This is a genomic window from Bdellovibrio sp. HCB-162 (assembly GCF_047344985.1).
Taxonomy (GTDB): Bacteria; Bdellovibrionota; Bdellovibrionia; order Bdellovibrionales; family Bdellovibrionaceae; genus Bdellovibrio.
Map to the genome: position 1 here is coordinate 1,321,046 of NZ_CP178861.1, position 12,780 is coordinate 1,333,825.

Below are 12,780 nucleotides of genomic sequence, written 5' to 3' on the forward strand. Positions count from 1 at the left end.
CTTCTTTGGGATTGCTCTCTGGCTGTATGAATGCTAGCTGGGAGATATTGAGTTCAAAGCTCGAAAGTACAGCTTCGCTTAAACCTGCCTATAAACCTGCTGATATCGTTGAAGTTCGTTGGAAAACCAATGGTGGTAGTGTTACGCCGGATTATCTTCGGCTTGAATATTCCAATGACAGTGGTTCGACATGGACAACGGTGGAGTCTCGTCTTGATAATGATGGAGAGTACGATTGGAATATCAGCACCCTGCCAGCTACGACCTATAAGGTTCGTCTGATTGCGGTTATTAAAGAGAGTTCAGAAACCATTGAACTGGGAAGTTTTCTTCTTGATGACCAAGTTCCTGTCGCGGGGGCAGATCAAACTATTTCTGTCACGGAAGATACGGTCACTCCCTTTACGATAAATTCTCCAACAGAAAATGACCAATACCATATTGAGTTCGTGACAACACCGACAAAGGGCACTTTGACAGGATGTGTGAATGGTTCCAATGTTTTGGCGTGTGTCTATACTCCGACACACGACAACGAGCTTGATGATTCATTCACTTATAAAGTCGTTGATCGGGCGGGCAATCAGTCCGCTGTCGCAACAGTGACGTTGGATTTACAACCTGTAAATGACGTTCCTGTGATTACCACGTTAGCGTGTCCAGCTACGATCGGTGAAAATCATAATTACTCTTGCACTATTGCGGCAACAGACGTGGATTTACCAGGTCCAGCGACTTTGACATATAAATTCGACCCGGCGACAAACTGCGGTCCATGGCTTTCTATCAATGCCTCAACTGGTGAGGTGAGCGGAACTCCGAGTGGTTCTGAAGTCGGTACGAGTTGTCAGGTGGATGTTTATGCAGAAGATGATGTTGCCGGAGAAAGCGCGCGCTTCTCTTGGACGATCTCTATAGAAAACTCTCCGCCTATTATTAATGTGACTGGTGGACCTTATAGTATTTCTGAGGATGCGCCTTTGGCCGTCGTCATTCCGGGAGCCAATGTTTCTTCGATTGAAGAAGGCGGCGGCAGTGTCTATTCTCTAGTAACTCCAGTTGTCGCAGGGGATCGCTGTGAAGATCATGCGATGGCACCGACAGCAACAAATTATTCTATCGATGCTTCAACCGGTGAGTTCTCTTTCCGTCCGGCTGCGGATTATCAAGGAACTTGTCAGATTCGTATTGCTCTGACTGATACATTTCCTTCGACAGGGTATGTGGATATCGCAATTAATGTTGTGAATACTCAAGATGCTCCCGTGATTGCAGCAGCACTGGCCCCGTGTTCGGCTGCGGCAACAGAGGACGTGGCTTATAACTGTGTTGTGCCCGTAACGGATCCAGATCCCGAAAATATCACGGTTGTCAGAGATGCTTCGGACACATGTACGTGGTTGACAGCGACACCGTCTGCAAATGGAAGAACGGTGACAATTGCGGGAACGCCGAATAACTCCCATGTCGGCACTTGCACGCTGGCTCTTTTGGCGACGGACCCTCAATCGGCAACGGATATGAAGTCATTGTCTATCACGGTTGCCAATGCAACTCCGACGTTGACGATTGGTACACCAGTCGTTTTAACGGAAGACGATCCGAGTTTTTCGTCACTGGTTGAAGTTTTGTCTGATGCTGCCGTTCAATCTTTGGATGAGAGCATGGGGACTTATTCTTTAATTTATACAGGTCTCACGGGCACGGCTTGTAATGACTCATCCGTTGTTGCAACACCGGCAAGTGACTTTGTGATTGATCCCGCGACGGGCGCCGTGAGTATCAAGCCTCGTGCGGATTATTACGGAACTTGTTACGCAAAAATTCAATTTGATGACGGGAATGGTGCAGGGAATTCTGTAGTTAATCAGGAAATTGCGATCATCGTGAATCCTGTGAACGATGCTCCCACAATCACAGCCATTCCGACGACGCATGAAATTTTACTCAATCCATCCGGCAATACCACTTCAAGCTTTAATCTGACTGTAGATGTTGGACCGCCGAACGAAAATGCGCAGACGGTTTCTTTAATTTGTACAAATTCGAATACGTCACGCTTGACTGTAAACTGTTCGCAAACTCGTACAGGCGACGGAAACTTGACGGTGAATTTGACTGCGACACAAGGGGTGGATGCTTCTGCTGTCGTGACGGTGAAAGTGAAAGATAGCGGTGGCGGAACAGATCAATCTGCCGTCGCTACAATCAATGTATCGATGACGGATGCGGTGGTCTTGGCACCAATTGCGGCGGATGAATTGAATTACAACATTTACGATAAAGCCGTTGCACAATATGACTCTACCGTTGCATCTTCTAACCGTACGTTCGTAGTGACAGTCAATTCAGCGGTTAAAGTTTCAAGCAATGATCCGACCTTACCTGCGATGAGAACCGGACTTCTCTCTGCGGGAGCCAGAGTTCGTTTGATCAACAATGGTCAAATCATCGGCGCTTTCGGTGCGGGTGGACTTGCGCCATCAGGAACAACGGGTGCTTTTCGTATGGGACAAACTGGTGGAACGGCATTTAAAATTGAAGCTCAATATAACAACGTCACGATTCTAAATAACGGCGTTATTTACGGTGGCGGTGGCGGCGGTGGCCGAGGTGGTACTGACGATTTCGATGCAGGAGCTGGCGGAGCTGGTGGAGCGGGAGAAGGTCCCATGACATCGGCCGTTTCAGGAACTGCCGGGGCAAGCTCTGGTGGTGCAGGTGGTGCTATAGGAACAGCATCGGCAGGTGGGGCAACTCCAGCAGGCGATTATATTCCAAGTCCCGGAGGAGTTGCGCAAACAAATGGATCCGCCGGGCAAGGTGGAAGCAGTTGTAAGATAGGTGCGTCTCTCGGGAATGACACCAACGAAGGAGCATTCTACGGTCGCGGTGGATTTGGAGCAGGTTTTGGTGGAGGAGCTGGAGCTTGTTCAACAACTTATGGCGGCGGCGGTGGCGGTGGTCATTATGGTGGTGGCGGTGGTGCTGGAGCTCTGGGAGACATGGGCTCTGGTGGTAATCTAAACTCAGATAGAAACGGCTACAACGGTGGACATGGTGGTGCCGCGATAGAAGTGCCTAGTTCAGTAACTAATCCCGGAGATATTAATGTCGTAATTACTCCAGGTGGTGGAAGTCAGATCGCGGGTTGCGTATGGAATGATCTTTCCGGAAAATATTTGACCAATGTGGCGAGTGACGGCTTGCCTGATAGTAGAACTATGACCTTTTCTTCTACAGCAAGTCAAAACGTCAACGCTCCGACAGGAATCAAATTCTGGAATAACGGCCGCGGTAAGGCGTATCGCTAAGAGGTACGCCGTACCTTTTTGAATTGCGGCGCATTCCATTTACAACTTATTCAACTGTCCCAAACCTTGATCTAAATTCTTAAAGATCAAGCTCAACGCTTCTTCGTAAGCTTTCGTGATATCCACACTCATCTTAGCGCCGAATGGATTTTTCATCTCAAAGCAGCTCGAAGCTTCGGCACCCAGTTTCGCTTTTTTGGGAATCGTCAAAGAGCTTGTGATTTTCACGCAGCCTTCTTTGTATTTGCCCATCTCTGTATTGTGAATTGTAAGAACAAGGTCGTTGGCTCCCGGAGTAGACACTGTTGTGCCTTCACGAGCCAAAGCCTCCGTTACGGCGCGAGTGATTTCTGTCTGTAACTCCGCAGATTGATTTTTATCGTCTCGGGCATCGACGACAGTCAAAGAAATATTTCTTTTCGGAAGACCACTTAAAGCCGACACCTGAATATTTTGTGACTTAATCGCAGGAACATCGCGAATGCTTTTGCCTGTGATCGCGCAAGAAGAAAGTAAGAGGGCAGAGCTGACTAAAACCAATGCTGTTTTCATAAAAGAATCCTTGTTGAGGCTTCATTATGAAAACAGCATCGAATTTTGTAAACAACTAATGCGAAGCGCTCGTGCTATGTAGAGACTGATGGAAATCCACATCCAAAGAAATTTTTAAATTCAATGCTTTGGATACAGGACAGTTCGTCTTTGCATCATTCGCGATGCTTTCAAACGTTCCTCGATCAATATCGGGGACCTGCGCTCTGAGTCTCAGTTTGGAAGAAGTGATAGCGAACCCGTCTCCTTGCTTTTCCACTGTGACTGTGGCGGATGTTTCGAGGCTGTCGGCAATATAGCCCTTCTTGGCAAGCGCTCCGGACAGGGCCATTGTAAAGCAACTGGCGTGAGCCGCTGCGATCAACTCGTCGGGATTGGCTCCCGATGCTTCCCCGAAGCGCGTGGAAAAAGAATAGGGAGTGTTTCTTAAAACTCCACTTTCAGTGCTGATTTCGCCTTTTCCGTTTTGAAGATTGCCTCTCCAGACCGCCGTTGCTTTTCTATCCATAGTGACCTCCTGATTTGCAGAGGATTTTAATTCGCACAAAACCAAAGGAGAAGTTCATCGTTAAAATACAAATGTGTCAGAGAACACGTTCCGGTTGCCGTTACCACGGAAATCGAGTGAAATGAGCTATGAGTCTCACAGTCTTTTTTCAGAATTTAATTAAGAAAGTCGAAGAATCCGACATCGTCACTAATGCAGGCACGGATCAAGAAGGCTTCTATAAACCCACGCGCACGATTTTATTGCGACATTTAAATCTACTCAAAGATCTTCACGGAAAACCGCTTGCTAAACCCATGGTGCAAGCCTCTTGGAAATACGTCGTCGAGCATCTACCAGCAGAATGGCTCATTCCCGACGCCGAAGACCGCGAAGAGCTTAAAAAAATCCTGTCCTGAGCCCGGACTGTCGATCTTTTCAAAACCGATTTAAAATGGCGTCCTCTTTTGCGCTGTTTTTGCAATGTAATTGGCTATTTGGAAGTGTATTTACATCGTAATAACAGTGTGGTAATATGGATTTTGAAAGTTCCGATGAAGAACGTTGGGTTCGAATAGGTCGTTCTTCTAAATCGAAAGTTTTGGTTGTTGTTTATTGCGAAAGAATAAATCCAGAGAGAATAAGAATTATTTCTGCGCGATCAGCAACTAAACATGAGGAGAAACAATACTCTTTTCGGGGATTTTTATGAAAAAAGAATACGATTTTTCCAAAGCCAAAAGAGGTAAGGTCGCAAAAGAAGTCAAAGTACTTAAAACGGTTCGTCTTGATTCCGATGTTTTGCAGTGGTTGGAAGAAGAGGGCGAAAAACAGGGAATGGGTTATCAAACGTTCTTAAACTGGTTTTTAAAAAAATCCATGGGGAACGAAATTTCCCTGGAGGAGCGAATTAGCAAACTGGAAAAGGCTGTCTTCACCAAAAAAGCTTAACGAAGCCGCATCTCTAACATTTTTGCCAACGGGCCGATTTCAACTTGAGTGTCTTCGTTAGCGGCACTGATTAGTAAATCCACCTTGGGAAAATACCGAATCACGATTTTTCCATCTGAAGTTTCGCAGTTTTTTGCTGGGGACGTCACCGAGTGACGGCGGCACATGACGGGCCGGTTTTCATAAATACTGCAAGCGCCTTCATCATTAAGAAAAACGCAGCGATTGGATAAGTTGCGAACGCCTTCACGCCAAAGGGGATCTTGCAATGTGCGTTCACTCTGCTGTTGTAAACGTGAACGCTCGATAGAATGGTCTGAGCGCACCAGATTTCCCAAAACCTCGGCCTCATAGTTAGTGATTTCCACTTCCATATGGCAGCACGCGGAGCATCCTTTTTTGCAGGATGTTTCGATGTTGGCACCTTGAGCGATTTCATTCTCAACCAATTCATGCAATTTTTTGGCACGGGGAGGACCTGCAGGAACTTTTTGTAGTTCCATATGTGCAGACTTTAGTTCTTCGCTGAGAGTTTCAAGAAAAGCCTCAAATACATCCAAAGAAAGTTCTTTCTCATAATCCAGAATGAACTTCTTTAAAGAGCGTGTGAGTTTTTTATGCCGAGCAAAGAAAGAGTCCAAAGTCATATACTAAGCCTAGCTCTTTCTTTGTGTGAAAAGAATTAAATCAGAAGCTTACTTAAAAACTGGACTGTGGTTTTTCTCTTGCAGAGCCTCTTCCACCCAGAATTGTACACCGTGATGTTCTTGAACGTTGTTCATATACTCAAGGACCATTTTATCTTTGATCTGAACACCATAAGACAAAAATCGGAAAACAATCGGGGCAAAGAAAGCATCGGCAATCGTGAAATCACCAAATAGATAGGGTCCTTCGCTTTGCTTTAAAGCTGTCTTCCACATTTCAAGAATGCGTTCGATATCAGCAATGGCACCGCGGGAAAGATGGCGTGCTTTGGTTTTCAGTTGAATGTCCATACTCAGCTCGGTGCGCAGACTGGCGAAACCCGAGTGTACTTCTGCCGCATAACTGCGAGCCAGGGCGCGCAAAGCAGAATCATCTGGCCATAACTTCGCTTCCGGAGAAAGCTCATGAAGATATTCGGCAATCGCCAAAGAATCCCACACAATCGTTTTTCCGTGTTTCAAGGCGGGAACTTTTTTAGAAGGGGAGTGCTTTAAAATCTGCTCCGCCGTTTTTGGAGAATCCAATTTTATATTGATCTCGCGGAAAGGAAGACCCGATTGCACGGCCACAAGCCACGCACGCATCGACCAAGAAGAGTAGGCTTTATCGCCAATAACAAGATCGAAAATAGGTTTGTCACTGTGGACGTGGTAAGTCATGAAGGCTCCATAGCTAGTTCTTTTCTGATCACTTCACTTAAAGATTCAGGATGAAACTTGATCGCAAGTCCGTCGTTAAACTTAAGTTCCAATTCCGGATTTAAAGTTTTTTCCAGGCCGCTTGTGTTCCAGAGAAGGCCTGGATGTTTTTTCATAATATCAGGAATCAGTTCACCGACGACAAACTCAACATGTTCCAGGCCATCGGCAACATCCTTCCCCTTTTTAGGAGCGGGAAGTTCAATTAAAAACAAATCACGATTTTTATATTTCAAAGCCTGATGCAGTTTGAAAGTTGCAATAGGCCGTCCGTTGACATTGGCTTCTGTTAAAAGATCACCGAACTGAAGCAGCGCCGCTTTTTTGATTTCATATTGTTGAAGGTTGCTAACACGATAACAGGCATGATCCATCTCAAATGACGCAACATCAATTCCTGCATTTTGAATATTGGCAAAAATACGATCCAAAAAGGCCGTATAATCACCAATCACATTTTGAATAGGCATAAGCTCCTTGTACCAAGGAGCTTAAAAAGGTGCCAGGGGATTTTTTACGTCTAAGGTGCATCATAAGTCGCAGGAACAATCTGCGACTGAGCATCTTCGAGTAAAACATCGCGAACAGATTTATTTTGAGGAGTATACAGGATCAAATCTCCTGAGCCGTATCCCTTAAGCAAAGGAATCGTCACAGTTTCTTTTCCGGCAAGTTCGATTTCCTCAGGCATCTGCGCATAGGCTTGAGCATTTGGCGCTACAGAAATCTTTTCCCAACGATTTTCGTGACCTTCCAAATAATCGTCATATTCAATAGCGCCGGCATCCTGATGAGTCGTTGAAACTTTGATGTTCAATTCACCTGTGTCCGCCAAAGCCAAAGCAGAGATGTCCGCTTCGATGATTGCCAAAGTCGAATTATCAAAAACGGCCATACCACGTTGATCGATGACCGCGTCTGTGTAGTCTTCTTTGGCTTTCTCTGGATTTGTTGCGAAATCCGTTTCAAACTTCTTGCGAAGCTCTCGCGCTGTTGCCCCATCAAGAAGAATGCTAACGAAAGTATCACCACTTAAACCTGGAACATTCTCCGTCGGAAGACCTGCGATCTCCTGATCGGTTTTGCCATCTTTATCGGCATCAATCTGCACGTTGACTTCGCAAGTATCCCAGGTTGTTTGACCTTCGTAAAGTTTCACAGCGACCTGAAGAACACGCACGCCGTCTTTTTCAATGATACGGTAGCCCGCAGATTGCATATCGCAATTTCTATTGTGAGCAAGATCAGGCTTCGTATCTTTCTTACGAGCATCTTTGCCTAAAAGATTGAATAGGTAAGCAGTGCCTTTGTTAATACCCGCATTTTCTAAAACCAGATCCACGGCACTTCCCGCCGCATCAGCAGGTGAAGTCGCTTGCACAGTCAAAGACTTGGCACTGATTTGTGAAATTTGACGAGCGACGACAAGGGCAGGTAATTGCGCCACTTGCTCTTTCTCTGTAGAAAAGGCCAAGAATCCATCAAGTTCGTCATTTGCACTGTTCATTAAAGAGGCTGTGACCTTCGCAGAAACAACAACCTTTTGTGATTCACCTGGAGCCAAAGTCACCGCAGAAGCAGAAACTTGCAAACCCTTAGAACCTTTCCATTCAGGTTTTAACGTTAAAGTCTCTGAGCTGATATTTTTTACGACAATTTCTTGGCGCAAAGTTTTTTGTTTTTCAATGTCAGTGATTCCAAAGGACAATGTCGCAGGGATTGTCACGACTTTCGCATTTAAAGATTCGGCGACTTGCACGCGGCCCGCACCTTGGCGGCTTACTGTGTACTGATTCTTTTTAGCGTCAGAAATAATTTTTCCGTGCGCCAAAAGAACGGATTTAAGCTCGTAAGGAGTTAGATCTTTATATTTTTGCTTAAGCAAAGTCATCACACCCGCAATATGAGGACTTGCCATAGATGTTCCAGAATTAAGAACACCTTTGTCTCCGCCACCCATCATCGCAGAAATAATATTAGAGCCCGGTGCTGCGATTTCGGGTTTAATCAATCCATCTTCAGAGCGAGGACCGCGAGAAGAGAACGGAGAAACCGTATCCGCCAACCAAGGCTTTTCAATTTTTGTAGCAGGTTTTAAATCAACACTGACAGGACCTCGCTTTAATTTTTCTTTGATAAGATCGCCATCTTTTTTCGAGATCATAACGCCTGGAATGTCGAATTCTCCTTCGCCACCCATAACAATGGACTCGCCATCGGCGTTATTTGCGATGATGACGGCAATAGCACCATTGTCCTGTGCACGTTTGATTTTGTCTGCGAAAGCGACTTTGCCACGATCGATGAAAGCCACTTTGCCTTTGATTTGTTCTTTGATCGGAGATTCAAAATCCGCATCTGCAAAACCCAAAGAAATGATCTCACCTTTAAGCTCAACGATGTCAGCCAAAGGTTTTGTGATCGCGCCTTCCAGAGCTTCAGAAGTTAAACTGTCACTAGTGAATTTAAATTCCACAGCAGGGAATTGTACGTTTTGATTTTGATTGTCGATTGTGGAAGCCACTGAAATCGCATCATCAGAAACACCAGGTGCACCGACGATGTAGCTTTTATCTCCATTGTTTCCAGCTGCGGCAACAACCACAGTTCCACCATGGACTAGATTGCGAATCGCATGATTGTACATGATGTGCGGATTGCCGTGACCACTTCCTAAAGAAAGATTCACAACGTCCAATTGATTTTTAAAACTTAAGTCTCCCGTAGGATCTGCGGCATATTCAAGTGCCGCAATCACAACTTCATCACTTGTGGAGCCCTTTGCGCCAAATACTTTAATCGCATAAAGATCCGCTGCAGGAGCAACGCCACTGTACGTGTTTAGTCCATCACCAAGTCCCGCGACAGAACCCGCAACGTGTGTTCCGTGTCCACCTTCATCCAATGGGTTCGCATCAGGAACAGGAATACGTTTTTCAAAATCAGGAGAGGCCGAGTTGTACTCAGTGCCTACGATATCAATACCGCCAACAACTTTTTTGTTAGGAAAGGCGGCATTGGGACTCTTTGGATCATTGTTTTTGTAAGCCTCTTCCGTGCCTTCGCCTGTAAACATTTTGTGAGTGTAGTCGATACCGGTATCAATGATGCCAACTCTCATTCCTTCACCGTGAATATTCTGAGCATAAGCCGCATCAGAACCGATAAAGTTCACAGATGTGTTTGCACCAACGAGACCTTTTGTATCCGCTTCTTTGGCTTGAGGACGGGCAAACGTTCCAGACTTTTCACCCATTACAACATTCGGAAGAGCTTTGATCGCTTCAAAAGCATCAGCCGGAGCCCAGATCGCAAGACCATTGAGAACTAATTTATAGCGAATCAAAACACGAATCTTCGGAGAAATTTTTTGCAGCTCTGCAATCGTTTTGTCTTGTTCTTGTTGAATCGCCGCCAAAAGTCGTTTGTCGATAACAAGCTCGCCATTTTGTCTTTTAGAAGTTTCAAGCAAAGCCGGATTTTGCAATTTTAAAATCGCAATCATCGGCTCTTCCACCTCAGGGCGTGTGACGTAAAGACCTTCTAGAAACTCCGCGCCTGTTAAGGTGCCTTTAGAAGATTTCGTACAGCCCGTGATCAACAATGCTGAAAGAAGCAGTGATGTAAAATATTTTGACTGAGAGAGGTGGTTCTTTATTCTCATTGGTGGCTCTTTCTTTTAGTGTCATCTCGACACTGAATTACGGGCAAACAGACCTGCGTCGGTTGTATATCCAAGAAATATGCCGGAAGAAAGCACGTTTTTGACAATGTTTCAGGAGCTTTCTGGGACCAATATTGAAGCAGAATGTCAGAGATACTTGTGAATCAATCTCAAAGGAACTAGCTTTTACCAATGGCACAAAATAAATACGACGATCCCGATTTTTTCGCTAGTTACAGCAATATGCCCCGTTCGCAGCAAGGACTTGAAGCTGCAGGGGAGTGGCATGTTCTGCGGACAATGCTTCCCGATTTTCAAGGAAAAACAGTTTTAGATCTTGGTTGTGGTTTCGGGTGGCACTGTCGCTATGCGGTTGAGCAGGGGGCCGCTTCTGTTATTGGCGTCGACCTCTCAGAAAAGATGCTTAAGCGTGCTCAGGAAATGACTCAAGACTCGCGCATCACCTATCAACGAGGTTCTATTGAAGGTGTCGAGTACAAGGAAAACCAATTCGACGTGGTGATCAGTTCGCTCGCGTTTCACTACATCGAAAACTTTGCGGAGCAGTGTCGCAAGACTTATCGTTGGCTTAAGCCTGGTGGTTCGTTTGTGTTCTCTGTAGAGCATCCTATTTTTACATCTCTAGAGTCACAAAATTGGATCATTGGTCCGACAGGAGAGCGTCTGCATTGGCCTGTTGATAATTACCAACTTGAAGGTCCCCGCAATACAAAATGGCTGACGGGAGACGTGACAAAATTCCATCGCACTTTTGCGACGTATATAAACTCTCTCGTGGAAGCCGGATTTCAAATAAAAAAAGTAATTGAGCCAGAACCTTCGCCGGAGATGTTAAATCAAATTCCCGAATTAAAAGATGAAATGCGTCGACCGATGTTCTTGATGATCGCATCAATGAAACCATAAAAAAGAGGCTCCGCGATGGAGCCTCTTTGAGTCGTATTAAGCTTGTTTTGCCAAGTAGTCTTCGAGTTTGTCGAAAGAACCTGTCCAGCCCTGAGTCATGCCTGTTCTTGCTTTGACGAATGTCTCCAGTTCTTCCGGAGTCACATTGCCATAAGTTTCCCAAGTCACAGTCACTCGTGTTTGGTCGGGACCTTCTTCGCTGAGAACAACCGTTGTCAGCATGGTCTCGGGCCACGTTGGTGCCATCGGGTGACGGGATGTATTTTCTTTTTCATCCGCGAACTGTTGTGTGTACTTGATGAGATGTGGTTTTTCCATCTCCAGATAATGAGCCTTGCCGTACATTTTCGCATCACCATTGGTCATAAAATAAAATGTATTTCCGCCAGGTCTGATATCCGAGCGAATGAACTCCATTTTAAATCCCGCGGGGGCCAACCACTGTGAGAAATGTTTTGGGTTCGTCCACATCTCATACATAAGACTGATCGGTGCATCGAAAGTTCTGTTGATAACAAACTGCTCTTTGCCTTCCGTCTCTTTTGCCAAGTATTCAGCCAAACGATCCCAAGTGGAATTTCCGCTGGCTTGTTTGATAAACTTACGAGTTTCTTCAGCCGCTTCCGGAGTTGGCAATGTCATTGTCATCTCCATTTTTGTTTTGCCTTTCACCTCGGCAAACTCAACGGTCACGCGGAAAAGAGGCGGGCGATCATCGTTGCCACCATGGTCATAAACCAGGCGAGAATATTTTTCGACCTCATGATAGATCGTTTTATTTTCGTAGTCTGTGCCATCGGGACCGTGCATTGTGTAGGCCCAATGTCCTCCCGGTTTTAAATCTTTGCTATGAGTTGTGATCGTGAAGCCGCGCGGGCCCCACCACTGCGCAACTTGTTTTGGGTCTGTCCAAGCATCCCAGACAAGTTTAACCGGAGCATCGTAGATACGAGAGATCTTGATCTCGTTGGATTTATTTTTTGCGGCCATGGTTTTTTCCTTTCGTTTTTTTCTTTTCAGCAGTCACAGTTTTTAAATAAGCATCCAGGCGATCGAAACTTTCTTCCCAGAAAATTCGATACTGCTCCATCCAATCGGAAGCTTCTTTCAAAGCTTCACCGTTGAGTTTGCAGGGACGCCATTGAGCTTCTTTGGTTTTGGTGATGAGTCCCGCTTTTTCTAGAACCTTGAGATGTTTTGTGATGGCGGGGAGACTCATTTCATTCAGAAAAGGTTTTGCGAGATCAGAAACATTCGCTTCACCTTTTGAAAGGTGCGCAAGCATGGCGCGCCGAGTGGGATCGGCAAGAGCTGCGAATGTCTGGCTGAGATGGTCTTGCATATTTTACCCTTTGGTTAATTAACTTATAGGTTAAATATAGTCTGTAACAGAATAAGTGTCAAGAGGGTGCATAAGTGCTTGAAATGAGGACGCTATTGCTTGTTAAAGGTCAGATAAAGGTCGCGAAAAGAAGTCCC

Annotated in this window: 13 protein-coding genes; 5 read left to right on the top strand and 8 right to left on the bottom strand. The window is 45.5% G+C overall.

All coding sequences use genetic code 11. From position 1 onward, the window contains the following. Positions 1 to 47 precede the first annotated feature (47 nt). A complete protein-coding gene (locus ACLSSO_RS06475) occupies positions 48 to 3,314 on the top strand; it encodes an Ig-like domain-containing protein (protein ID WP_413944417.1) in 3,267 nt (1,088 codons plus the stop codon). 39 nt (positions 3,315 to 3,353) lie between these two features. Here ACLSSO_RS06475 and ACLSSO_RS06480 read toward each other — a convergent pair whose 3' ends face one another. Further along, positions 3,354 to 3,866, bottom strand: a complete 513-nt coding sequence (locus ACLSSO_RS06480; protein ID WP_295899558.1) for a hypothetical protein — start codon at positions 3,864 to 3,866, stop codon at positions 3,354 to 3,356. A gap of 55 nt (positions 3,867 to 3,921) precedes the next feature. Further along, positions 3,922 to 4,374 (bottom strand): OsmC family protein, encoded by a 453-nt coding sequence (locus ACLSSO_RS06485; RefSeq protein WP_295899555.1) that lies wholly within the window; start codon positions 4,372 to 4,374, stop codon positions 3,922 to 3,924. A gap of 128 nt (positions 4,375 to 4,502) precedes the next feature. On the opposite strand from ACLSSO_RS06485, the gene ACLSSO_RS06490 reads away from it, so the two are divergent. From ACLSSO_RS06490 to ACLSSO_RS06500, 3 genes are all read left to right on the top strand, one after another. Continuing rightward, a complete protein-coding gene (locus ACLSSO_RS06490) occupies positions 4,503 to 4,772 on the top strand; it encodes a hypothetical protein (protein WP_295899551.1) in 270 nt (89 codons plus the stop codon). Positions 4,773 to 4,888: 116 nt separating this feature from the next. Further along, a complete protein-coding gene (locus ACLSSO_RS06495; RefSeq protein ID WP_367276350.1) occupies positions 4,889 to 5,065 on the top strand; it encodes a BrnT family toxin in 177 nt (58 codons plus the stop codon). After that, entirely contained in the window at positions 5,062 to 5,304 is a 243-nt protein-coding gene (locus ACLSSO_RS06500) for a BrnA antitoxin family protein (protein ID WP_295899547.1), read from the top strand. Before ACLSSO_RS06495 ends, ACLSSO_RS06500 begins: the two co-directional genes overlap by 4 nt. Here ACLSSO_RS06500 and ACLSSO_RS06505 read toward each other — a convergent pair. The 4 genes from ACLSSO_RS06505 to ACLSSO_RS06520 are packed head-to-tail and all read right to left on the bottom strand — an operon-like array spanning position 5,301 to position 10,374. Next, positions 5,301 to 5,951, bottom strand: coding sequence for a YkgJ family cysteine cluster protein (locus ACLSSO_RS06505; protein ID WP_413944418.1), 651 nt, complete (start codon positions 5,949 to 5,951; stop codon positions 5,301 to 5,303). The two genes, ACLSSO_RS06500 and ACLSSO_RS06505, sit on opposite strands and share 4 nt — an antisense overlap. 48 nt (positions 5,952 to 5,999) lie before the next feature. Next, positions 6,000 to 6,671: a glutathione S-transferase family protein gene (locus ACLSSO_RS06510; RefSeq protein ID WP_413944419.1), complete on the bottom strand. Its 672-nt coding sequence runs from the start codon at positions 6,669 to 6,671 to the stop codon at positions 6,000 to 6,002. Beyond that, the gene (locus ACLSSO_RS06515; protein ID WP_413944420.1) at positions 6,668 to 7,180 is read right to left on the bottom strand and encodes a VOC family protein; all 513 of its coding nucleotides are present in this window, start codon (positions 7,178 to 7,180) and stop codon (positions 6,668 to 6,670) included. The genes ACLSSO_RS06510 and ACLSSO_RS06515 overlap by 4 nt, the downstream gene beginning before the upstream one ends. Before the next feature lie 50 nt (positions 7,181 to 7,230). Further along, positions 7,231 to 10,374, bottom strand: coding sequence for a S8 family serine peptidase (locus ACLSSO_RS06520; RefSeq protein WP_413944421.1), 3,144 nt, complete (start codon positions 10,372 to 10,374; stop codon positions 7,231 to 7,233). 192 nt (positions 10,375 to 10,566) lie between these two features. Between ACLSSO_RS06520 and ACLSSO_RS06525 the strand changes: the two genes are divergently transcribed. Continuing rightward, on the top strand, positions 10,567 to 11,301 hold the full coding sequence (locus ACLSSO_RS06525; RefSeq protein WP_413944422.1) for a class I SAM-dependent methyltransferase: 735 nt from the start codon (positions 10,567 to 10,569) through the stop codon (positions 11,299 to 11,301). A 36-nt stretch (positions 11,302 to 11,337) separates the two neighbouring features. On the opposite strand, the gene ACLSSO_RS06530 is transcribed toward ACLSSO_RS06525, so the two are convergent. Further along, positions 11,338 to 12,291, bottom strand: a complete 954-nt coding sequence (locus ACLSSO_RS06530; protein WP_413944423.1) for an SRPBCC family protein — start codon at positions 12,289 to 12,291, stop codon at positions 11,338 to 11,340. After that, the gene (locus ACLSSO_RS06535) at positions 12,275 to 12,643 is read right to left on the bottom strand and encodes an ArsR/SmtB family transcription factor (protein ID WP_295899524.1); all 369 of its coding nucleotides are present in this window, start codon (positions 12,641 to 12,643) and stop codon (positions 12,275 to 12,277) included. Before ACLSSO_RS06535 ends, ACLSSO_RS06530 begins: the two co-directional genes overlap by 17 nt. Between the last annotated feature and the right edge of the window lie 137 nt (positions 12,644 to 12,780).